Source organism: Corynebacterium sp. LaCa_282, assembly GCF_057198125.1.
Genome location: NZ_CP191095.1, coordinates 621,109 through 644,085, shown reverse-complemented (window position 1 = coordinate 644,085; position 22,977 = coordinate 621,109). Strand labels below are relative to the sequence as shown.

15 protein-coding genes and 8 pseudogenes are annotated in these 22,977 nt (G+C 58.3%); 19 read left to right on the top strand and 4 right to left on the bottom strand.

The genetic code is table 11. The features are described 5' to 3' along the window. Window positions 1-5: 5 nt before the first annotated feature. The 7 genes from ACP8KU_RS02995 to ACP8KU_RS02965 all read left to right on the top strand — a co-directional run bounded on the left by ACP8KU_RS02995 (window position 6) and on the right by ACP8KU_RS02965 (window position 8,827). Window positions 6-1,526 (top strand): ABC transporter substrate-binding protein, encoded by a 1,521-nt coding sequence (locus ACP8KU_RS02995; RefSeq protein ID WP_484483961.1) that lies wholly within the window; start codon window positions 6-8, stop codon window positions 1,524-1,526. Beyond that, window positions 1,523-2,488: an ABC transporter permease gene (locus ACP8KU_RS02990; RefSeq protein ID WP_484483960.1), complete on the top strand. Its 966-nt coding sequence runs from the start codon at window positions 1,523-1,525 to the stop codon at window positions 2,486-2,488. Before ACP8KU_RS02995 ends, ACP8KU_RS02990 begins: the two co-directional genes overlap by 4 nt. Next, complete coding sequence (locus ACP8KU_RS02985) at window positions 2,485-3,306, top strand: ABC transporter permease (protein WP_484483959.1); 822 nt, start codon at window positions 2,485-2,487, stop codon at window positions 3,304-3,306. Before ACP8KU_RS02990 ends, ACP8KU_RS02985 begins: the two co-directional genes overlap by 4 nt. After that, complete coding sequence (locus ACP8KU_RS02980) at window positions 3,303-4,751, top strand: ATP-binding cassette domain-containing protein (RefSeq protein WP_484483958.1); 1,449 nt, start codon at window positions 3,303-3,305, stop codon at window positions 4,749-4,751. Before ACP8KU_RS02985 ends, ACP8KU_RS02980 begins: the two co-directional genes overlap by 4 nt. Window positions 4,752-4,811: 60 nt before the next feature. Next, window positions 4,812-6,503: an FUSC family protein gene (locus ACP8KU_RS02975; protein WP_484483957.1), complete on the top strand. Its 1,692-nt coding sequence runs from the start codon at window positions 4,812-4,814 to the stop codon at window positions 6,501-6,503. A 144-nt stretch (window positions 6,504-6,647) separates the two neighbouring features. After that, entirely contained in the window at window positions 6,648-8,447 is a 1,800-nt protein-coding gene (locus tag ACP8KU_RS02970; protein ID WP_484484149.1) for a BCCT family transporter, read from the top strand. After that, window positions 8,447-8,827: a hypothetical protein gene (locus ACP8KU_RS02965; RefSeq protein ID WP_284610434.1), complete on the top strand. Its 381-nt coding sequence runs from the start codon at window positions 8,447-8,449 to the stop codon at window positions 8,825-8,827. The genes ACP8KU_RS02970 and ACP8KU_RS02965 overlap by 1 nt, the downstream gene beginning before the upstream one ends. Window positions 8,828-8,829: 2 nt before the next feature. On the opposite strand, the gene ACP8KU_RS02960 is transcribed toward ACP8KU_RS02965, so the two are convergent. Then, window positions 8,830-10,206, bottom strand: a complete 1,377-nt coding sequence (locus ACP8KU_RS02960; RefSeq protein WP_284629199.1) for a M20 metallopeptidase family protein — start codon at window positions 10,204-10,206, stop codon at window positions 8,830-8,832. Window positions 10,207-10,363: 157 nt separating this feature from the next. Here ACP8KU_RS02960 and ACP8KU_RS02955 point away from each other — a divergent pair, with 157 nt between their 5' ends. After that, complete coding sequence (locus ACP8KU_RS02955; RefSeq protein ID WP_484483956.1) at window positions 10,364-10,606, top strand: hypothetical protein; 243 nt, start codon at window positions 10,364-10,366, stop codon at window positions 10,604-10,606. Here the strand turns inward: ACP8KU_RS02955 and ACP8KU_RS02950 are convergent. Then, window positions 10,557-11,607: pseudogene (locus tag ACP8KU_RS02950) on the bottom strand (IS256 family transposase); the annotation flags it as partial. The gene ACP8KU_RS02955 and the pseudogene ACP8KU_RS02950 sit on opposite strands and share 50 nt — an antisense overlap. Before the next feature lie 69 nt (window positions 11,608-11,676). Here ACP8KU_RS02950 and ACP8KU_RS02945 point away from each other — a divergent pair. From ACP8KU_RS02945 to ACP8KU_RS02935, 3 genes and pseudogenes are all read left to right on the top strand, one after another. Further along, window positions 11,677-11,985 (top strand): transposase, encoded by a 309-nt coding sequence (locus ACP8KU_RS02945; RefSeq protein WP_484483955.1) that lies wholly within the window; start codon window positions 11,677-11,679, stop codon window positions 11,983-11,985. Window positions 11,986-12,061: 76 nt separating this feature from the next. Next, window positions 12,062-13,254 (top strand): IS3 family transposase gene (locus tag ACP8KU_RS02940; protein WP_484483954.1). Its coding sequence is split into 2 segments (ribosomal slippage): window positions 12,062-12,341 and window positions 12,341-13,254, totalling 1,194 coding nucleotides; the frame shifts between segments, so codons are not numbered across the junction. A gap of 48 nt (window positions 13,255-13,302) precedes the next feature. Next, window positions 13,303-14,146, top strand: a pseudogene (locus ACP8KU_RS02935) (IS3 family transposase); the annotation flags it as partial. 71 nt (window positions 14,147-14,217) lie between these two features. On the opposite strand, the pseudogene ACP8KU_RS02930 reads toward ACP8KU_RS02935, so the two are convergent. Further along, window positions 14,218-14,535: pseudogene (locus tag ACP8KU_RS02930) on the bottom strand (transposase); the annotation flags it as partial. A 310-nt stretch (window positions 14,536-14,845) separates the two neighbouring features. Between ACP8KU_RS02930 and ACP8KU_RS02925 the strand changes: the two are divergent. From ACP8KU_RS02925 to ACP8KU_RS02910, 4 genes and pseudogenes are all read left to right on the top strand, one after another. Further along, the gene (locus tag ACP8KU_RS02925; protein WP_484483953.1) at window positions 14,846-17,083 is read left to right on the top strand and encodes an AAA family ATPase; all 2,238 of its coding nucleotides are present in this window, start codon (window positions 14,846-14,848) and stop codon (window positions 17,081-17,083) included. 201 nt (window positions 17,084-17,284) lie between these two features. After that, window positions 17,285-17,473 (top strand): annotated as a pseudogene (locus ACP8KU_RS02920) (transposase); the annotation flags it as partial. 252 nt (window positions 17,474-17,725) lie between these two features. Further along, a complete protein-coding gene (locus tag ACP8KU_RS02915; RefSeq protein ID WP_484483952.1) occupies window positions 17,726-18,709 on the top strand; it encodes a hypothetical protein in 984 nt (327 codons plus the stop codon). Window positions 18,710-18,827: 118 nt separating this feature from the next. Then, window positions 18,828-19,190, top strand: coding sequence for a ribbon-helix-helix protein, CopG family (locus tag ACP8KU_RS02910; protein WP_484483951.1), 363 nt, complete (start codon window positions 18,828-18,830; stop codon window positions 19,188-19,190). On the opposite strand, the pseudogene ACP8KU_RS02905 reads toward ACP8KU_RS02910, so the two are convergent. After that, window positions 19,168-20,310, bottom strand: a pseudogene (locus ACP8KU_RS02905) (IS3 family transposase); the annotation flags it as partial. The gene ACP8KU_RS02910 and the pseudogene ACP8KU_RS02905 sit on opposite strands and share 23 nt — an antisense overlap. Between ACP8KU_RS02905 and ACP8KU_RS02900 the strand changes: the two are divergent. From ACP8KU_RS02900 to ACP8KU_RS02885, 4 genes and pseudogenes are all read left to right on the top strand, one after another. After that, window positions 20,306-20,504, top strand: a pseudogene (locus ACP8KU_RS02900) (hypothetical protein). The pseudogenes ACP8KU_RS02905 and ACP8KU_RS02900 sit on opposite strands and share 5 nt — an antisense overlap. Window positions 20,505-20,683: 179 nt before the next feature. Then, window positions 20,684-21,592 carry an IS3 family transposase gene (locus tag ACP8KU_RS02895; protein WP_484483950.1) on the top strand — a complete coding sequence of 303 codons (909 nt, stop codon included), beginning with the start codon at window positions 20,684-20,686 and terminating at the stop codon, window positions 21,590-21,592. Between the two features lie 25 nt (window positions 21,593-21,617). Next, window positions 21,618-21,980, top strand: a pseudogene (locus ACP8KU_RS02890) (transposase); the annotation flags it as partial. Between the two features lie 304 nt (window positions 21,981-22,284). Further along, window positions 22,285-22,920 (top strand): annotated as a pseudogene (locus tag ACP8KU_RS02885) (HNH endonuclease signature motif containing protein); the annotation flags it as partial. Window positions 22,921-22,977 lie beyond the last annotated feature (57 nt).

Below are 22,977 nucleotides of genomic sequence, written 5' to 3'. Positions count from 1 at the left end.
CATCTATGAAAATTTTGCGTGCGCGCTCAGCGCTGGGCTGTCTCGCGGTGGCGACAGCGCTGGGCACGGTAACAGCTTGTTCAGCGGGCCATACGGCGGTGGTAGATACCTCCGGGAACGAAGCCGCCCTGACGGTGGCGTCCAGCTCGGGAGCCACCTCGCTCGACTTCACCACCACGAGTGGGGCCGCCGCGCCCTCGGTGCTGATGGATAACGTCTATGAGACCTTGGTGCGCATCGATGAAGACGGCTCCATCACCCCAGGCTTGGCCAAGGACTGGGACATCAGCGAGGATGCGAAGACCTACACCTTCCACCTGCGCGATGACGTGACTTTTTCCAACGGCGATCCCTTCACCGCGCAGACCGCCGCCTTTTCCATTAATTACGTCAAAAATGACTGGGCCAACGGCATTTCCTCCGCCATGGACCCGGTCGACAGCGCCACCGCGGTCGATGACCACACCCTCAAAGTGCGCCTGGCTAAGCCCTCCAACGGCTGGCTGTGGTCCATGGGCACCACCATCGGCGCGATGATGTCGCCTAAGGGCATGGACGATCTCGCGGCCCAGCCCATTGGCACCGGCCCCTACGAGGTGGCGGGATTCTCGCCCTCGGAATTCGTCTCCTTGCACAAGCGCGAGGATTACTGGGGCACGCCGTCTGCGCACGATGTCACGGTGCGCTACTTCCCCGATGCCATTTCCTCGGTCACCGCGCTGCGCTCGGGCGGCGTGGACGTCGTCTGGGGCGTGGGTAACCCGGAAATCCTCGATTCCCTGGATGATTCCATCGATACCAACGTAGGCACCACCAATGGTGAGGTCCTGCTATCGATGAATAATGACCGCGCCCCCTTCGACGATCCGCGGGTGCGGCAGGCCGTGGCCTACGCCGTCGACCGCAAGGCGGCCAATGACATCGTCTGGTCTGGCATGGCCACCGATACCGGCGGCGCGCCCATCCCACCTACCGATCCGTGGTTCGAAGGCAAGAATTACTACGACTTCAACCCGGATAAGGCCCGCTCGCTGCTTGCCGATGCCGGCGCCCAAGGCACCCCGCTCACCATCACCGTGCCTACGCTCTACTATGCCCAGGCCATCTCCGAGCTGCTGTACTCGCAGCTTTCCGATGTCGGATTCGACGTCACCCTCGAAACCGCCGAGTTCCCTGCCGTGTGGCTGGGCCAGGTCCACGGCGCTAAGGACTATCAGATGTCGCTTATCTCCCACGTGGAGGCCCGAGATATCCCGGCGCTTTTTGGCAACCCGGATTATTACCTGAATTACGATTCCGCCCGCACGCGCGAGCTGCTCGAAAAGGCCGATACCGCGAAGCCTGAAGACTATCCCCGCCGCATGACGCAGGTTGTGGACCAAATCATGGCCGATGCCGGCGCGCTTACCGTGATGAATATGCCGAATGTCGTTCTAACGCGCCACGGCATCAGCGGCTTGCACACCGATCAGGTCACCGACGCCATCGTGTTGCGCGATCTCACCGACGACAAGGAGGACCAATGAGTACCTCTCGGGCACAGGCCATAATCCGGCCGCTGCTACGCTTCGTTCTCACGCTTTTTATCACCTCCCTCATCATCTTCGCGCTCATGCGCGCCGTGCCCGGCAACCCGGCGCGCGTCGCGTTGGGCGTAAATGCCACTGAGGACGCCATCGCCGAGCTCAGCGCAGATCTCGGCCTCGACCGGCCGCTCATCGCGCAATACGGCGAGTGGATGAAGGGCCTTGCCACCGGCGATTTTGGCAAGTCGCTGTCCTCGCAACAGGACATCACCCCGCTGGTTGTGGACCGCCTGCAGGTCACGCTCATCCTCATCGGCCTGGCCATGGCCTTGGCGCTGGCCTGCGCGATTCCCATCGGCATGTGGTTGGCGCGCAACCGCAATTCACGGCTAGCCGGCCTGGTCTCTGCGGGAACGCAGTTGGGCATCGCCGTGCCAAGCTTCTTGGTCGGCATCATCTTGGTGGCCATCTTTGCAGTCCACCTGGGCTGGCTACCGGCCAATGGTTGGGTTCCGCCGAATCGCGGCGTGGGCGATTTCCTGCGCCACCTGATCCTGCCGGTCATCGCCTTGGCCCTGGTCCAGGGCGCCATGCTCACGCGCTATATGCGCTCCTCGGTGCTCGACGTTATGGACCAGGACTATATCCGCACCGCCCGCGCCCTGGGCGATTCCCCGCGGGAGGCCCTGCACCGCCACGGACTGCGCAATGCCGCCCTGCCGGTGCTCACGGTCTCTGGCCTGCAATTGACCTCGATGGTGGTAGGCGCCGTGGTCATTGAATCCGTCTTTGTCATCCCCGGCGTGGGATCCATGCTGCTCGATGCGGTCTCCGTGCGCGATCTGACCACGGTGCAGACCCTCGTCATGCTGCTGGTCACCTTCGCGCTGGCAGTAAACATGCTTACCGATGTCGCCTACCGCCTCATCGACCCCCGAATCAAGGCAGGTGACGCGCGATGAAAATGCGTTTTTCTGGTTGGCTAGGCGCCGTGCTCGTCGGCGCGGTCGTGGTAATCGCCCTCGTATCGCTGGTGTGGACGCCGTACGATCCCACCCTCGCCCAGCCGGGCAGCCGCTTGTCCGGCCCCACCGCGGATCACGTCCTGGGCACGGACCGCTTTGGGCGCGATACCGCCTCGCGCATCATGGCGGGCGCGAAAATCACCGTCTTCGTGGGGCTAATCGCCGTCGGTATCGCCGGGCTCATCGGCATCCCGCTGGGGATTCTCGCGGGCATGCGCCGCGGCACCTGGGTAGAAGCGGTGGTCATGCGCGGCGCGGACGTGGTGATCGCCTTCCCGGCGCTCTTGCTCGCCATCATCGCCGGCGCGGTCTGGGGCCCATCGACGTTGACTGCCATGATTGCCATCGGTATTTCCGGCATCCCGTCCTTTGCCCGCGTGGCGCGCTCTGGCACGCTGCAGGTGGTCACGCAGGACTATATCGCCTCCGCCCGCATCTCCGCCGTGCCGGGCTGGAAGGTTGCGGTGCGACACGTGCTGCCGAATATCGCAGGCCTTATCATCGTCCAGGCTTCGGTGTATTTTGCCCTCGCCATCCTCGCGGAGGCGGGCCTGTCTTACCTCGGTTTGGGCACCCCTCCCCCGGCCGCCTCGTGGGGCCGCATGCTGCAGGATTCCCAATCACTGCTGAGCACCGATCCCCTCCAGGCCCTGTGGCCGGGCCTCGCCATCGCCGCCACGGTCTTGGGCTTTAACCTGCTTGGCGATGCCCTCCGTGACGCCCTCGACCCCCGCATGAAAGGAGCCACGCGATGAGCCTTTTAAGCGTGCGCGATCTCAGCCTCAGCGCCTCCGAATCCTCCCTCGTCGGCCCGCTTAGCTTCGATCTCGAGGCGGGCGAAAAGCTCGGCATCATCGGCGAATCCGGCTCCGGTAAATCACTGACCGCGCTGTCCATCATGGGCCTGCTGCCCACGGGGATTTCCGCCACCGGCGAGGTCACCGTGGCCGATCATCAGATCATCGGCGCGCGGGATTCCGCCATCCGCCCGCTGCGCGGCAAGACCATGGCCATGGTTTTCCAAGAACCCATGAGCGCGCTGGATCCCTTGATGCGCATTAGCACCCAGCTCACCCACGCCGGCGCGCGCGATATCGCCGCGGCCCTAGAAGAAGTCGATCTCGACGCCGATCTCGCCTCGCGTTTTCCCCACCAGCTCTCCGGCGGGCAGCGCCAGCGCGTGCTCCTCGCCATGGCCATGGCGGGCAGCCCCGACGTGCTCATCTGCGACGAGCCCACCACCGCCCTCGATGCCACCACGCAAGACGGGGTCCTCCGCGTCATCGAGCGCGTGACCGAACAACGCGGCACCGCCCTGCTTTTTATCACCCACGACCTCAACGTCATCCAGCGCATGTGCCCGCGGGTGCTGGTCATGCGCGATGGCTACATCGTGGAGGAAGGCCGCACCGAGCGCGTGCTCACCAAGCCGCGCCACGCCTATACCCAGGAGCTAGTTTCGGCCTCACAGCCGCCAGATTTCGCCCTCACCCCGGCGGGTGGGGAGAAGGAAGTGGTGGTGCTGGAGGGCATCGGCAAGCAGCATGGCTCCCAGGCCGCGCTGGCGGGAATCGATCTCCGCGTGCGCCGCGGCGAGCGGCTCGGCATCGTCGGCGGCTCCGGTTCCGGCAAGACCAGCCTGCTAAAGATCGTGGCGGGGCTAGATGCCCCCACCTCTGGAACCAGCACCGTGAACGGGCGCGTGCAAATGGTCTTCCAAGATCCGCAAGGTTCGCTAAACCCGCGGCTAAAAATTTGGAAATCCATCGCCGAGGCCATGCCCGGGCGCCTGCCCAAGTCCGAGCAGCGCGAGCGCGCCGCCGCCGCGTTGGAAGAGGTGGGCATGTCCGGCAAGGCGCTCGACCGCTTTCCCCACGAGTTTTCCGGCGGGCAGCGCCAACGCATCTCCATCGCCCGCGCGCTGTGCGGCGAGCCGGATATCCTGCTTGCCGATGAAGCCGTCTCCGCCCTCGACATGTCCGTGCAAGCCCAGGTGCTGGAATTGCTCGCCCGCCTCATCGAGGACCGCGGGCTGACCCTGCTTTTTGTCACCCACGACCTCTCCGTGGTGCGCGGGCTCTGCGATAGGGTCGCCGTGCTCAACCGCGGCGAGCTCGTCGAACACGGGCCCACCGAGCGCGTGTGGTCGAAGCCCAAGAGCGACTACACCCGCCGGCTCATCGCCGCCGCTGGGCAATAAGCTCGCGCAGCGTAGGGTGGTTGCGGTAGAAGTTTCTAACGAAAGGAGTCCCGCAGGCTCGTGAGCACCGACCACCCTATCCCGCAACGCCCCAGCACCACCCAGTTGCTGACCGCTTTTAATACCGCCTCCGTGCGCTGGCCCGGTGCCCTGCGCGCGGCCTTGGCGCTGCTGCTTCCCGGCGCCTTCGCCCTGCTCACCGGCCACGACTACGCCATCCTGCTGCTGGCCACCGGCGCCTTTGCCGTGATTTTCGGCGAGGGCCACCCCTTTCGCACCCGGCCCCGCGTCATCCTCACCGCGGGCCTGGCCCTGACCACCGTGGCGACCGTGGGCGTGCTGGTCGGCCACCTCATTTTCGTCCCCGGGCACGGGCACTGGTGGCTGCTGCTCGCCGGATTCTATTCCCTCTTGCTCGCCGCGCTCTGCGGTTTTACCCAGAACGCGCTGCGCCTGCCGCCGCCGGGCGCCTTCTTCCTCGTCTTGGTCGGCGGCGGTTCGGTGATGCTGGCGCGGACGGATACGAGCGTCGGCCAGCTGTTCTTCTGGTCCCTAACGGGCGTGCTGGCCAGCCTGATTCTGGGCATGGCGCCCGCGCTCATTGATGTGCACGGCCCCGAGCGCCGCGCCGTCGCCGCCTTGGAAAAAGCCACCGCCGCGTTTGTCTCCGGCGAGGATGATTCCCTCGCCCGCCACCACCAGGCCCAAACGGCGCTCTCAACGGCCTGGCAAGCGCTTGCCGATGCCGGCATCATCCGCGGCGGCCGCATCATCAACTCCGCCGCCGCGGGCTTGGTGGATCGCACCTTGCAGGCCCAAAGGCGCATCGTCGCGCATAACCGCGCGCTGGACTTGGGTTCTTCCTCCGATCTGCTGACTGATTACGCCACCGATGTGGATCCGCACCGCACCGCCATCCCGCACACCCGCCCCACCGGGCGCTACCGCATCTACCGCGCCGCGGTGCGGGACTCGCATGCCATGGTGACCACACAAAAGATCGTGGTCTCCGCCGCCATCACCACGATGGTCAGCCTGTCTTTAGGTTTTGACCGCCCAGACTGGGGCGTGGTCTCCGCCTTCCTCATGCTGCAGTGGGGACCAGACCACGTTGCCGGCACCGTCCGCGGCATCCACCGCATGGCCGGTTCCATCGTCGGCGTCATGCTGTTTTCTATCTTCCACTACTTCGGCGTGTCCGGGTGGAGCCTGCTGCTAGCCCTCGCCGCCTGCCAATTCTGCGCGGAGATTTTCGTGGCCAAGAACTACGCCATCTGCGTCATCTTCTCCACCCCGCTCGCGCTGCTGATGGGCAATTCCGCGCAGCGCCCCCTCTGGCCCACCATCCAGGCGCGCATCAGCGAGGTCCTCATCTCCATCATCGTGGCCACCATCGTGCTGTGGTTCTGGCAGCGCTCCGCGCCCGTCCGGAACCAGCACCGCCTGCAAACCCGCGCCATGGAATCCATGTCCACCCTGCTCGGGCTGCTGTTTATCAATACCCCCGAAGAGGTCCTCACCAGCCGCCGCGACCTGCAATACGAGTTATTATCCGAGCGCCGCGCCATCCAATCCCTCGCCGCCGATAACCCCGCCACCGCCCGCGAATTGTGGCAGCGGCACATCGCCATCCAGCACGCGGGGTATTTCTTGCTCGATTATTGCTCCACGCACCCGTTCAGGATGGCAAGCAGGCAGGAGCTAGATGGCATCGTCAAGCAGATTCACGCCGCGCACGCCCAACAGCGCTAGCTTGTGGAATGCGTCGCGGTACTGAACAATTGGGGGTCGGACCCTCGCCGAGCTAAGGACACCGTGACTTCTTCCTCCCGCGCCTACAAGCGCTCCCTCGAACCGCACGATAAGGGCAGCGCCGTCGGGCTCTACCCGCACAATATGCACCCCGGGCTGGTGCCGGGCATCAGCGTTGAGGACCAACGCAACCGCTTCGGCCTGGATAAATCGCTATTTTCCATCACCGCCGTCCTCATCGTAGCCTTCATCATTTGGGGCATCACCATGCCCGATAACCTGGCCGCCGCCTCCTCCACTGCCTTTAACTGGGCCATCACCAATACCGGATGGCTGCTGAATATCACCATGCTGCTAGCCACCGTGACCATGGCCTATATCGGGTTCTCTCGCCTCGGCCGCATCAAGCTCGGCACGGATACGGAAACGCCCGAATTCAGCTACTTCAGCTGGGTAGCGATGATGTTTGGCGCCGGCATCGGCGTCGGCATCTTCTTCTACGGCCCCTCCGAGCCGCTATCGCACTACCTCAGCCCTCCCCCGCACACCGTGGATAATGGCAGCTCCGTCGAGGCACTGCACCAAGCGATGGCCCAATCGCACTTCCACTGGGGCATTTCCCCGTGGGCAGCCTATGCTTTGGTTGGCGCCGCGATTGCCTACTCCTCCTACCGGCGCGGGCGCGTTCCCCTCATTTCTTCCATCTTCCAGCCGCTCTTCGGCTCCCGCGCCACGGATGGCCCGCTGGGCAAGCTTATCGATGTCATGGCGCTTATCGCCACCCTCTTCGGCACCGCCGCTACCTTGGGGCTTTCTGCTATTCAAATCGGCCAGGGTGTCAGTATCATTCGCGGCGCGGGCCCCATGACCAATTCCGCGCTCATCATCGTCATCGCCGTGTTAGGCTGCGCGTTTATTATCTCCGCGGTCTCCGGCGTCGCGCGTGGCGTGCGCTACCTGTCCAATATCAATATCACCTTGACCTTGGGGCTTGTAGCCTTCGTCTTCTTGGTCGGGCCCACCCTATTGCTGCTGAACCTGATTCCTTCGGGCATCGTGACCTATATCGATCAATTCTTGCCCATGATGGCCAAGGGGCTGTCCTGGGGCGATGAGACCATTGAATTCCAGTCTTACTGGACGGCGTTCTACTGGGCCTGGTGGATTGCGTGGACGCCGTTTGTGGGCATGTTCGTCGCCCGCATCTCCCGCGGCCGCACCATTCGCGAATTCGCCGCCGTGACCATTTTCGCCCCCACCGCCATTTTGGCGCTGGCTTTTACCATCTTTGGCGGCACCGCCATTACCTTCAGCCGAGATGGCGTAGAGGGCATCGACGGTGAATCCTCCAATGAACAGGTGCTCTTTTCGATGTTCCAGGATCTTCCCCTTGGCACCATCACCCCCTTTATCCTTTTGGTCATCCTCGCGGTCTTCTTTGTCACCTCGGCTGACTCCGCATCCGTGGTCATGGGCACCATGTCCTCCAAGGGCGATCCAACCCCGAATAAGCTCATCGTCATCTTTTGGGGCCTGTGCATGATGGGAATTGCCATCGTCATGCTGTTGACCGGCGGCGAAGACGTGCTCACGGGCCTGCAAAACCTCACCATCCTAGCCGCCTTGCCCTTCTGCCTCGTGCTGCTAACCATGATGGTGGCGTTCATCAAGGATCTGCGGTCTGATCCAATGTTTATCCGCCGCACCTATGCCCGTTCGGCAATGGACAATGCGGTCATGCGCGGCATCGCAGAGCATGGCGATGAGTTCGAGTTCTCCGTCCAGCACGCCGAAGACGGCCGCGGGGCCGGCCATGACTTCGATTCCGCCGCAGACCGCTACACTGAGTGGTACCAGCGCACGGACGAAGAAGGTCGAAACGTCGATTATGACTTCGAAACCGGCGAATGGTCCGATGGCTACGACCCAGAGGAGGAGAAGTAATGGGTCTTCCCAGCGACGTCGTCCTCGACGGCTACACCCTCATAGAGCAGCACGAGATTGACCACGAATTCTTATTGCGCGGCTCGCCGCTTAGCACCAACACTCCCCTGCTCTTCGCACTCACCATCGCCGGCATCGTACTCGTGGCCGCCAGCATATTTCTACGCGGGCGCGGGCGGGTCATCGCCGGTGTACTGGGCGCGGTGCTCGCAGTAAGCAAGCTGTGGTGGATGCCCTTCGCCTTGGCGCGGCGCTTCGATGACGGCCAGGTCTTCGGCTATACGCTCAAGTACTTCCCGCAGTACTGGCCGGTAGCCTCCATCATTGTCGGCGCCATCGCGCTCATCGGCCTCGGCTCTGCCGTTATCCGCCGACATTAACATTATTTCTGCACGCCGGCGGCCTCGCGCATGGCCTTGGTCTGCGCGGAAGGGTGCTCGTTTTCGGTGGCCAGGCGCTCGAAGGCCACGGCGGCGAGCGCCGCCGCTTGCATGCCGAGCACGGAGTCATCAAAACGCATCATCGGCGAGTGATTCCACTCGCGCTGGTTTTCGGGCGTCGAAGGGTTGGCCGTGCCCATCCACATAAACGTGCCCGGCACTTGGGAAAGGACATAGCCGAAGTCCTCGGACGCCATCATAGGGGCCTCGAAGGGCTGCATGTTTTCCGCACCAAACATCTGCCCCCACAGCGTGGCAGCGAATTGGTTCTCCCGCGGGTTCGTCTTGGTCGTGGGATACAACACCTCGAAATCCACCTGCGCGGTGCACCGGTGTGAGGCAGCCACCGAGCTAGAGACCTCGGTGATCATTTGGCGGACAGCGTCGATCTTTTCATCGCGAAGCACGCGCACCGTCGCCCCCAGCGCCGCGCGATCCGGAATGGCGTTATACGCACCATTGCCCGCCCATAGGTTGGTCACGGTGATCACGATGGGCTCCAGCGCGTCGAAGCGGCGCGTCAGCGCGGTCTGCAGTGCCATCTGGATTTCCGCCAGCGCCGCGACGGGGTCGATGGCATCGTGCGGGCGGGAACCGTGCCCGCCCTTGCCCAGCACCGTAATGGTCAGGTTGGACGAGCTCGCCATCATCGGCCCGGGAACATAGTGGAACGTGCCCCGGTCCTGCGGGCCCACGTGCAGGCCGTAGGCGGCAATTGGGCGCCTGCCAGCGGCATCAAGCACGCCTTCCTCGATCATCGGCTGCGCACCGCCGGGGCCTTCCTCGCCGGGCTGGAACATAAAGGTGACATCGCCATGCAGCTCCTCGCGGTGCTCACACAGCATGCGCGCGGCCCCAATCAGCCCCGCGGTATGCAGGTCGTGGCCACAGGCGTGCATGTATTCATTGATCGACGCAAAGGGGCTGCCGGTCTGCTCATGCACCTCCAGCGCGTCCATGTCCGCGCGCAATAGCACCGAAACCGGCCGCTCGCCGCGCTTGCCACCGCGCAGCACCGCCACCACGGAGCTGAGATCCTGCCCCACATGAATCTCGAGCGGCAGGCCTTCAAGCGCCTCAAGGACCTTTTTCTGGGTGCGCGGCAGATGCAGCCCGATTTCCGGGTGGCGGTGCAAATCGCGCCGAATGTCCTGCAGGTCCTCCACCATGGATTCGCCCATGTCCTGAAAAATCTCCGTCGCCGGCTGCTTGCCGATGCGCGCCCTTGTCACCGGCAGCGGCGGCAACTCCTGCGCCTGGCGCGGGACGGACTTACGGCCGGGGTGGTTGGGGCGGACAATTTTCGTGGGATCAGTCATGTGGGCTCCTTTACTCGCTGTCGTATTCGACAATACCGCAGGTTATCCACAGGGTGAATGGGCGTCGAGGCGTCAGGTGTGACGCGTGGGGCGAGTTATCCACAGGCGGGGCGGCGAGGGCTTTCCCGCGGGTGGACGGTGGCTTAACCTCGCAGGCATGACCCGCTTGCAGGACTACGCCCGCCAATTAACCTCGCCGATGGAGCTTCTCGGAGAGGTCTTCGGCCTTGCCGAGGCGGACCTGCGCCGGATTGTCATTTCCCGGCAGGAATCGCGCGAATTGCTGCTGCTTGCCGATGCCTACTTCGGCCCCACCGAGCGTGTCAAGTTGTTTGTGTGTGGGGTTAGGTTTATAGGTACTTGTCGAAGCGGTCGGGAAAGGCCACGGCCATTTGGTTGATGGCTTGTTTCCAGCCGGAAACTCGGGCTCCTTCCATGAGTCTGCCGGCTGTCGCTGAGACGCGTTTGCCCTGCTTCACCCTCTTGGCAGCTCGTCTGTCTTCAATATTGCAGATCATCAACCACAGCGTCTTCATCGCTGATTCATCGTTGGTGAACTGCACCCTGTTGCGGGTAGCTTTACGCAGTTCATTGTTGAATGATTCATCGAATTCGTCGTATAGATTACCTTCCTGGCTGCTGGCGGGAACTGCAGAAACGGTACGAAACGCGCCCAAGCATCCCGCCAGACCTTGACTGAGCGGGGATACTTTTCTCCTAATTCAGAGGCTTCAAATTCGTCTAAAGCAGCCTGAGCTGTGGATTCGTCTGCAGCGGTGTAAATCTTTTTCAACGCGGCCGATACGCCCCGGCGATCCCCGTAGGCTACCCACCGGTTAGCGGCGCGAATCAGGTACACGATACAGGTTTGCACCATAGAGTTCGGCCAGGTTGCCTCGATAAGCTTCTGGCAGGCCTTTAAGCCCGTCACAGCAGACGATAAAGACTTCCTTGACCCCACGGTTAGAAAGATTGGCACATACCTGCGCCCAAAATGAAGCGCCTTCTTCTTTGGCAATCCACAACCCCAAAATGTGCTTAATACCGTCAAGATCCACACCAATTGCCATGTACGCGGACTTGTTGACCACTCGGCCACCGTCGCGGACTTTAATGCGCAGCGCATCGAGAAACACTACGGGGTAGAATTCGTCTAGCTGGCGGTTTTGCCAGACCATGACCTCATCGCCGACGACATCGGTGACTGCGGAGATCGTCTCATGGGAAATATCGACACGCATCGCAGTTGCCATATGATGCTGGATATCCCTAATCGTCATCCCGCCGGCATACAAGCTGACGATCATGTCATCAACGTCGGTCAATCTCCTCGAGCCTTTGAGGGGCCATAGTCGGCAAGAATGTTCCAGCCCGATCTCTCGGCACATCAACCGTAACCGGTGAGGTTACCCTCGTTTAGTGGACACCCGATTAGTGCGGATCTTGTGTCCGTAAGAGAGGATGTTCATTGTGAGTCAACAACGCCAGAAATACACACCGGAGTATCGACGCGAAGCCGCGAACCTGGTAATCGAGTCAGAACGCCCGATTGCTCATGTAGCGAAAGAAATTGGTGTCGCACCTGGTCTTTTAGGTCGGTGGGTGAAAAATGAGCGTCAACGCCGAGGATCCTCTGATGGGCTAAGCGAGGCTGATCTTCGTGCGGAGAACGCTCGTCTGCGTCGTGAGCTGGCAGAAGCCAAGATGGATAATGAGTTTTTGTCAAAAGCGACAGCCTTCTTCACCGCAAAGCAACGCGAACAGAAAAGTTCGAATTAATGCAGGACCTGACCCCCATGTGGTGGACACCTGATATCCAGCCCAGTCGAGCTGGGAAGAAAGGTAATCTACCACCATGTCTAGGTACTCCGAACAGTTCAAACGCGATGCCGTGGCCCTCTATGAGAACAATGAGGACCTCTCGCTGAACTCAGCATCAGCAGAGCTCGGTATCAATCGAGCCTCGCTGCATTCTTGGGTCAAAAAGTACGGCACCGGCAAACGTGCTCGCACAAAGGCCATGCATGATAAAGCCCAAGCGGCGAATGATTCTGCGCGAATCCGTCAGCTGGAAAAAGAAGTCTCTAAGCTGCGCGAAGAACGCGACATCCTGCGTAAGGCCGCGAAATATTTTGCCGAAGAGACACGCTGGTGATCCGCTTCCAGTTTGTCTATGACCACCGAACCGAGTACTCGGTCAAGCGGATGTGCCATGTGTTAAAGCTCAATCGCTCCTCGTTCTACAAATGGGTCAATACCCGCGAAAATCGCAGGTTAAAGATGTGCTCTGATGCTCTTATTGGTGCAAGAATCAAGACCATCTTCGATGATGAGCACGGGCTTTATGGTGCCAAACGCATCGCCGCAAGCCTCAACGACGATACGGACCTCGGCCCGACCAATCATAAGAAGGTCGCACGCATCATGAAATCCATGGGGTTAAAAGGCTTTACCAAACGACGTCGATGCATCACCACCAAGCGCAAGCCTGGCCACCGTGTCATGCCAGATTTAGTAGGCCGCAATTTCACCGCTGACAGGCCGAACCACGTCTATGTAGGCGACATCACCTACCTGCCGTGCAAGGGAGGCAAAAACATGTATTTGGCTACAGTCATTGACACCTATTCACGGAAACTTGCAGGTTATGCACTCGAAGACCACATGCGGGTCTCACTAGTTATCGATGCTCTAGCCCACGCACACGGCGTGCGCGGCAGTCTTGACGGGGCTATTTTCCATTCCGATCACGGCAGCGTGTACACCTCACAAGCCTTTAGGAACTACTGCTCGTCGTTAGGTGTGCGCCAGTCCATGGGCGCGGTTGGAACGAGTGCCGATAATGCCCTGGCAGAGTCATTTAACGCCACCTTAAAGCGGGAAGTGCTGCGTGATCGGAAAGTCTTTGATAATCCCATTATCTGCCGTCAGGAAGTCTTCCGGTGGTGCATGCGCTACAACACCCGCAGGCGCCACTCCTGGTGCAATCTTGTGGCTCCTGATGTCTTTGAAGCCGAGACTTCAGCTATACTAGCTAAAGTCGCATAGTTAACCCCCGATGTGTCCACTTTCCGGGGGTCGGGCCCGCAGCAGGAGAAGGCTAACTACAGCATCAAGCGCATGGCACGCCTTTTGAAGGTATCTCGGTCTGGATACTACAAATGGACCCATATACAGCAGCAACGCTTAACCGGTAAGGATGATCGTGCAGCATTTTACAATGATGTTGACCGCAAGATTCATCAGATCTGGAAAGACTCCAACGAGGTCTACGGTGCCCCGCGAATCACCGCAGAACTAGGTGAGCGCTACCAGATTGTTCTTAACCGCAAGACTGTGGCTAAGCGGATGCGCCTGATGGGCATTGAAGGAATTTCACCGCGTGCCTTCGTCCCAGCGACAACGATTCAATCTAAACGTAAGTCGAGTCTTCCTGACCTGGTAAAGCGCATGTTTGATACCGGCGAGCTCAATCGAGTATGGATGTCAGACATTACCTACCTGCGCACCGGCGAGGGCTGGTTGTACTTATGCGCAGTTCGCGATGGTCATTCCCGCAGGGTGCTGGGCTGGGCTATGGATAGCGTGCAAGATACATACCTGGTCGAACGAGCACTGCGGATGGCACATACACTTCCGTGGTGACGTTCCTGACGGGCTGGTGTTTCACGCCGACCGGGGAACACAATTTACCAGCGAGCAGCTCTGGGAGGTGTGCCGCAACCTAGGTGTTGCTCAGTCTGTGGGGCGTACTGGGGTGTGTTTCGATAACGCGATGGCCGAGTCGTTCTGGTCGACGCTTAAGACCGAGTTCTACGACCGGAAGCGCTGGCCAACCCGCGATACTGCGCGTCAGGCCGTTGCCTACTGGATTGAAGCCGTCTACAACCGTCGGCGCCGGCACTCCGCACTCGGGATGGTCAGCCCCGTCGATTTCGAGAACCACACCAGCCTAACCACCAGCAGAAAAGAAATAGCTGCCTAACCACTAGGTAGCTCCACTACGTGTCCACGATTTGCGGGCAACCCCACCGGCCCGTAGTTAGAATCCACGGTCTTTGGATACGACCCGTTGCGGTAATTGTCTGTCCCAGCAGCAGCTTTAGCACTCCTGTCGCCAGACTCGTAGCCAAGGTGGGCATCCATCTCAGCATTCAAACCCCTGGTAATCGAGGCCTGCAACATGCCCCGAACCAGGTCGTTGGCATCCGCGGTGGAAGTGCCTAGGTCATCAATCAGTTTCGCGATGTCAGGGTTAGCAAGCAGCTTCTTTTCACTCGCATCAATCTTGGCCTTATCAGCCGGATCTCGTCGTGCCACACTAGTCATTCTGGCTTATCTCCTTATGCAGGTTGGGAACCTACACACAAACCATTAGACACTCTCTCCTAGGATCTCTTGTCTACTCAGATGGAACGGAAGTAGAGACCATTCAACTACCTGTAGGGCGGGTCCGTCTCCGTGACTGGGCAGCTCACCTACATTTGCTTCCTTCTAAAAGGCCACTGCCTTCCAACGGCCCTAGAAGGCGCGGCATTCTCATTTTAGGATGATGCATATGCGATACCCGCGCTAGGCTAAGACCATGAGAGCAGCTTTGGTCCAACAACTGACCCGCGGAAACGTTTAGGAGACACCCATGATCAAGTCGGTTTCCCTCTCCGAGCTTCCTAGCTTTGGTGACAAAGAGGTTCTGGATAACCTCGCCACTATAAACTATGTCTTTGGGCCCAATGGTTCCGGTAAGACATCGATTAGCCGGAGCCTAGCTCCGAGCTTAAATGGCATTGACAAAGACTACTCTCATGTCCAATGGACCTCGGGGTCGCAGACGGTAAAGGTTTACAACCGGGATTACGTGAATAAAACGTTCACCAAAGCTGAGGAACGTGGCGTATTTCTTCTCGGTGAGGACAGCAAAGAAACCTTTAACCAGATCAAAGAATTACAAGATGCCCTCCAAAAAGCCGAGGGGAAAATTGGAAACTTTCGGAGCGCGATTGAGACAGCGAAAAACGATCTCGAGGCTAAGCGCAAAGATCTTCGTGACAAGGTTTGGGAGCGCCGTAGCGACATACCTGAAGTGCTTAGGCGCGAGATGACCGGATTGAATGGTGGGCGAGATCGGTGTCTTGAACTCACTCTTGAGAAAGCTGCCGAGTTCCCTAATAGAGGCGAGGAAACTTTCGATTCTCTTTTATCAAAGGCCCGCGTTGTGTTCTCGAAGGAAATCGATGAGCAACCACCAATCCTCCCTGTACCAGTTCTGGAATGGGATGAAGGGAATCTGCGCGAGGCGCTCCGCACTCCGATTGTTGGCAGCGCGGATGTTCCGTTGTCCGACATGATTGAACGTTTAGGTATCTCCGACTGGGTGAGGGAGGGGGTGGAGCACTTCCATGATCCACGGAACTCTGCCACACTGTGCCCGTTTTGTCAGCAGACTGCTCCCCAAAACCTAGGCGAGCAGCTTGCGCGCCTCTTTGACGATACTTATCAAGAAAAGCGTGGCGAGATCGAACAGTTTCAACGGGAGCTTGAAGCCTTTGATCAATCTCTAACCTCTTATAAAAAGCAGAATGTTGATGTTTTGCAATACGGCGGCGGATCTGTGGAGATTAACCAGGCCTTTGAGGCTGTCGAAGTGGGCTTGAAAAGCATTGCGACATCTCTCGAACAAAAAATGATGAAACCGTCGGATGCCATAGAGGTAGGGAGTGTAGCCCAATCTCATGCAGTGCTTGTGTCGATCGTCGATCGAGCAAATGAAGAGATAAAGAAGAACAACACAATCATTCGGACCCGTAAGGACCAGCGTTCCATCATTATCGACAACGCCTGGCGAGAGTTTGTGCGAGGTCACGTAAATGACCTCATCACGACGTTTCTTAAGGAAAAAGAAAAGGTAGACAAGAAGATCAACGGGCTCCAGGAAAAGATTGAGCAGCAGGAGGGCTTCTGCCAAAGTTACGAGAGCGAGCTACGCCAGCTTCGAGCCCAGACCACTTCCAGTGAAGCCACCATTGAAACGATCAATAAAATGCTTGAAATGAGCCAGTTTCATAGCTTTAAGCTGGCGAAAGCACACCACACGAAGGATGGTTATCGAATCGTTCGAGACGATGCTCAAACAGCGGATATCGCTACCCTTAGTGAAGGAGAGCGCACCTTCGTCACCTTCCTTTACTTCTACCATTCGCTTTCCGAAGTAAGGCAGGATGAGGAAACCGAGAAGATCTGCGCAATTATCGATGATCCCATCTCGAGTCTTGACGGCGATATCATGTTCGTGGTCTCTGCCTTAACTCGCGACCTAATTCAGAAGGTCCGCCAGCAAAAACACGACCGGGTCTCGCAAGTGCTTCTCCTGACCCATAACACTCGGTTTCATGAAGAAGTCAGCTATAGCCACAAGGGTGAAGAGTCACCAAAAGTGAAATTCTACCGAATCAGAAAGTTCTCGCCTGAACCGAACCAAATGAAAGACTGTGGGCGGAAGAATCCCATCCGTTCGGCTTATCAGGAACTTTGGGACGAGGTGGCCACTGCGCAACTATATCCCGACTCTCGGACGCCTTGGCTTCCGAATATTTTGCGAAGAATTCTAGAGAGCTACTTTTCTACTCTGGGCGGCCAAGAGAATCTGTATAAGATTGGTGAAGGACTGGAACCCCCTGAAAAGACGCTTCACGATGCGCTTATTGCCTGGTCGCACGGTGGTTCCCACACCATCGTGGGCGCAGAGGTTTACGCTCAATCATCTGTCTCTAACAAGCGCTGGTTGGAAGCGTTTGAGCGGGTCTTCCAGAAAACCTCTAATGGAGCGCATCGGGGTCATTTTGAGATGATGATGCGAGAAGCAAAAAAGTACGTCTAATAAAATCTTGCTTTTAACTGGAGTTAACCGTTCCGTACTTCTCGACTCAGGCCTTCAAGGTTATACGATTGTTTCTTAGGCCAGCGGTGGCAGAGGACTATGAATGCTCCAGATGGTCTTCATGCAAGGACACGGCATCACACTTGAACTCCTCCGAATAATGCTTCGAAATGGTAGTAGATTAACTTTTCGCCCAACTGCGTAGTTGGGATCTTCCCAAACCGTGAGGCCGTCATCCGGCTGGTCGGGGCCGTCCTTGCGGAACAACACGATGAGTGGACCCAGCAAAAACGCTACATGTCGCTGACCAGCCTGACCCAGACCAAGGAGATCATCGCTGCCAACCTCGTCGACGACACTCCCACCGACGGTAAGGAGATCGCCGCCTAATGCTTACCCAACCCCGCCCCCGAGACGGCCCCAAGCACCCGCCCCCGAAACTAACCACATACTCGAAAGCCAGATACACCACTTCCCAGGACTTGATCCCCACACTGCCCGCACCCCGCCCCGTATTGTGCGGCGCGTGAGCTGTTTTATGGACGTCTGCCTACAGCTCATTCCGACGAGATATAGACAAGTACCGTTCCTCAATCGCGATACGCGATCAACTGATATTTCTAATATGAAAGTAGATATCCCATGCCTCTGGTTGAGATCACAACTGAAAATTTCCCTACCTCTTTGCCAAGGCCAATCTCTTGGCCAAGAGATTGGCCTTGGCCAAACGGCACCTTTCCTATCGATGTCTCATCCCATGAGGTCTGCAAGGCCGCCGCAGACGTCGGGGCAACCTCGGCAGTTTTTGGAACTCCGCCGCGCACATGGCGCGAGTTTTTATGGCGCGTAAACATGATCCTGGCGAACTTGGACCAAGCTTCAGGTAGCTGGAAGCAAAATTCTTCATATAAGCGCCTCGACCCCAGTGAGAAAAGTGGAGTGAGCTACTGCCTGGGTATGGTTCTGCCGGCCATTATTGCCAAGAAGCTGTGGAACACACCCCATTTGGTGCACGTCGATGCGGTACTGAAATTTCTCGGACAGAAAATAGGAAACGTCCAACGACCCGACCTCGTGGGCTACAGGCAAGGCGCGACAGCGAACAGTCTAGGGAGATTGCTCGTCGAGGCGAAAGGTCGAACAAATGGATTCGACCAATCTTCTGTCTCAAAGGCGAAAACCCAGTTGTCTAGCGCGCCAGACGCAGTACGACAACTCGTCGGTAGCGCTGCTCCAAGGATTGCTTCCCTATCTTATTTCGAAAACGACCACTGGAGAGGATATATGGTCGACCCTCCCGGGGCTCCTGTGAAGTCTTTATATTCCGACGATGAATTTCAAACGCTCGTAGACACCGCATACTGCTGGCCGTTTATGGAGATCATCAAAGCTTGCCCTGGCGATCGAAGTCAAGCCTCAGAAAGGCACACGGTCTTGATGCCAGAAGTGAACATGAAAATCTCTATGCCCTCCCCCATTTTTGAACGGCTCGAAGAATTGAGCCTATTAGCGGAATCGGACTCTTGGCAGGAACTGTGGGCGAATATCAATCACAATCCCCCTACTTTTGCCCCTGTTACTGCGGGAGGAGGGAAACGAGAGCTTGTGCAAATAGACGCCTTGTAACGGTGAGTTGATGCGCCAGCACTGACCACCACATAACCCGAGTGTAAACGTTGTTTACCCATAACCGGGCGGCAGTCTCCGCACAAAAGTCATCCCGGGGTGGCGGCGGGTTCGGGCCATGTGTAAACAGTGTCTACAACGAACCGTGAACACACCCGCGCAAACATGCGCGCAGACAAGGGGGCCGGTGGTGGCGACGAGGAATCAGAAAGACTGGGTCGGGCGCGGACCCGTGGTCTCGATGCGGGTAGAACCCGAACTCGTCGAGCGCCTCGACGCGCTCGCCGCACGCACCAACCGCAGTCGCGGAGCCTACCTTCGCATGGCGTTGTGGGCAGCACTTCCCTCTCTCGAGCGCACGCACTGGGAGCAGATCGCCGCCGACACCACCGGCGTAACGGTCACTAAGACCACCACATCGGGCCCGACCCCCGGAAAGTGGACACATCGGGGGCTAGCTATGCTGCTGTGGTCAGTATAGCCGAAGTCTTGGTTTCAAAGACATCAGGCGCTACGAGATTGCACCAGGAGTGCCGCCTGCGCGTGTTGTAGCGCATGCACCACCGGAAGACCTCTTGGCGACAGCTAATTGGGTTGTCAAAGACTTTCCGATCACGCAGCACTTCCCGCTTTAAAGTGGCGTTAAACGATTCTGCCAAGGCATTATCAGCACTCGTTCCTACCGCTCCCATGGACTGGCGTACACCTAACGACGAGCAGTAGTTCCTAAAGGCTTGTGAGGTGTACACGCTGCCGTGATCAGAATGGAAAATAGCCCCGTCAAGACTGCCGCGCACACCGTGTGCGTGGGCTAGGGCATCGATGACCAGTGAGCCCCGCATGTGGTCTGCGAGTGCATACCCTGCAAGTTTGCGTGAATGAAGTGTCAATGACTGTGGCCAAATACATGTTCTTGCCGCCCTTACAGGGCAAGTAGGTAATGTCGCCGACATACACACGATTCGGCTCGTCAGCTGTGAACTTGCGGCCTACTAGATCTGGCATGACACGGTGACCAGGCTTACGCCTGGTAGTAATGCATCGACGCCGTTTGCTAAAGCCTTTTAACCCCATGGATTTCATGATGCGTGCAACTTTCTTGTGATTAACCGGGGTATACGCCAGGTCTTCCTTGAGGCTTGCGGCGATGCGTTTAGCACCATAAAGCCCGTGCTCATCATCGAAGATGGTCTTGATTCTTGCACCAATAAGACCGTCAGAATATATCTTTAACCTGCGCTTTTTACGCGTATGGACCCATTTATAAAACGAGGAGCGATTGAGCTTTAATACATCGCACATCCGCTTAACCGAGTACTCGGTTCGGTGGTCATCGACAAACTGGAAGCGGATCACCAGTGAGTCTCTTCGGCAAAATACTTCGCGGCCTTACGCAGGATATCGCGTTCTTCGCGCAGCTTAGAGACTTCTTTTTCTAGCTGTCGGATTCGCGCAGAATCATTCGCCGCTTGGGCTTTCTCATGCACGGCTTTTATGCGGGCACGTTTGCCAGTGCCGTACTTTTTGACCCAAGAATGCAGCGAGGCTCGATTGATGCCGAGCTCTGATGATGCTGAGTTCAACGAGAGGTCTGAAGTGTCCCAGGTTTTGTTCCGTTTGAGTAGATGGGAAAATCTGGAACATGCCGAGAAAATTTGACCAGGATGCAAAGGACCGTGTGGTCCGTCTCGTGGAAGACCGCATCGTGGCGGAAAATATGTCGATGCAGGCCGCGTGCCAGGCAGTAGCCCCAAAGCTGGGGGTTTCATGGCACACGGCTCGTCAATGGACTTAAGCCTGCCCGCCGTGCGGGGAGCATCCCAGAACCTGTGCCTGAAGATTTGGCTGCCGAAAACGCGAGGCTACGTCGTGAAAATCACCAGCTACGCGATACTAATGAGTTGTTGAAGGCTGCCTTGGCTTTTTTCGCCTCATGACTCGACCCCAAACGTTAAGAAATGATCCGGTTCATCGATGAAAACCGGAATCGTTTCTCTGCCCGAGTTCATCTGCAAGACGTTGAAAAATAACCGGGCTGGTGGGTTTATCACCTCGCGTGGGTATCGCCAGTCCAAGGCTCGCGGGTTAAGTGCTCGTCGACTTCGTGATGCTGCGTTGGTTGAACGCATTAGTGCTGTTCATAGAGATAATTATGGTGTCTACGGTGTGCGGAAAATGTGGCATGCTCTTCGCCGTGAAGGAATCGATATCGGTCGTGAACACGCTACCCGGCTGATGCGCCTGGCTGGCGTTTCTGGCAAAGGCAAAGGCGGATCACCGATTACAACCCGAAAAGCTAACGTGCCTGATCTGCGCCCGGATTTGGTCGAGCGTGAATTTAAAGCCCGGGGCCCGAATAAGCTGCGGGTGGCCGACATTACCTACGTGCGCACGAAGAAAGGCTTTGTGTATGCCGCATTTGTCACCGACGTCTACTCCCGGCGGATCGTCGGATGGGCGCTGTCAGATTCGATGCGCACTTCAAGCACTGCCGCTGCAAGCTCTCAACCAGGCGACCCAAGTGTGCTGAGGAAACAACAGGTCTCATTCACCATTCGGATCACGGATCGCAGTACGTCAGCGTTGTCTACAACCAGCGCCTTTCCCAGCATGGCATTGCCGCTTCCACTGGGACTGTCGGTGACTCCTATGATAATGCTCTGGCTGAAAACGTTAACGGCCCCTCATAAGAACGAGCTAATCCATACCCGCAGGTGGGATGACGTTGTAGAGGTAGAAATCGCGACGTTCGAGTGGGTGTCATGGTGGAACGAGGTAAGGCTCCACCAAAGCCTGGGATACCGAACCCCAGCCGAGGTGGAATCCGAATTTTGGAAGAAGACCCCGCAACAGGCAATAATGGAAAACAAGGCAAATGCCTAGGAACAAAACCCGGGGCACTTCAATCGATGCCCTAGCCCACGCACACGGTGTGCGCGGCAGTCTTGACGGGGCTATTTTCCATTCTGATCACGGCAGTGTGTACACCTCACAAACCTTTAGGAACTACTGCTCGTCGTTAGGTGTACGCCAGTCCATGGGAGCGGTAGGAACGAGTGCTGATAATGCCTTGGCAGAATCGTTTAACGCCACTTTAAAGCGGGAAGTGCTGCGTGATCGGAAAGTCTTTGACAACCCAATTAGCTGTCGCCAAGAGGTCTTCCGGTGGTGCATGCGCTACAACACGCGCCGGCGGCACTCCTGGTGCAATCTCGTAGCGCCTGATGTCTTTGAAACCAAGACTTCGGCTATACTGACCACAGCAGCATAGCTAGCCCCCGATGTGTCCACTTTCCGGGGGTCGGGCCCCACATCAGCACCGCGTGGTCGCCAGCGATCCCAAATCTATGGGACACTTGTAAACAACGGTCATCTAGGACAATGGTGGCTGTGCGTTGCGGAGTTTTGGTTCGCGCTCACCGATAGCACGAATTGCTCGACCGGGCTGTCGAGCACCGATCGCAAATCATGTGACGATATTGTTCACATGACTCTTGAACACCTGCTATGGAAGGAAACCTGATGCCGATCTGCTGGGATGAGATCAACCCGAACAAAGGCGCACAACTCACCCGCCCCAGCGCGGGGTGCGCATGACCCGGCGAAAGGGCGGGCCCTCCACGCTGTCGATTACCGGCGATTCCGATTTCATCGCCGACCTGCATTCCACCATTGGGGAGGATTCCCCGCTCGAGGCCGTCGATCGCATCTTCTTCCGCGGTGGCGCCACGCGCCCGGTGGCTAGCACCAATATTGTCATCCACCTCGATGAGATGGACAAGATCTTAAGCGGTGGCGGCGAAGAGGTCACGCTGCAGATGACCAATGGCGCCGAGATTTCCGGGACCAAGTTGGTGGAGAAAAAGCTTGCCGAGGTCGGCCTTGTCACCCTCATTCACCCCTTCGAGGGCCCAGTCAACCTCTATAGAACCTCGCGGTTCGCCTCCGAAAAGCAGCGGCTGATGGCCGCCGCCGAAAACCCCTCCTGCCCGTGGGCGGAGTGCAATTATCCGGCCGATAAATGCCAAGTCCACCATCTCCAGGCGTGGAAGCACGGCGGCGAGACGAATATGGACAACTTGACCATTTCTTGCCCCTATCACAACGGCGTCAATGACGATGACCCGCACGCCCCACCGGTGCGCGGCCGCCTGCATCGCCATCGCGGCCGCATCGAATGGCTTCCGCCCTGGGCCTCGCCGCCCAGCTAAGTGCCGCCTTTACTTGATTCGATTGAGCCGGGCCCGAGAACTTCTGCGGTTCCTAAG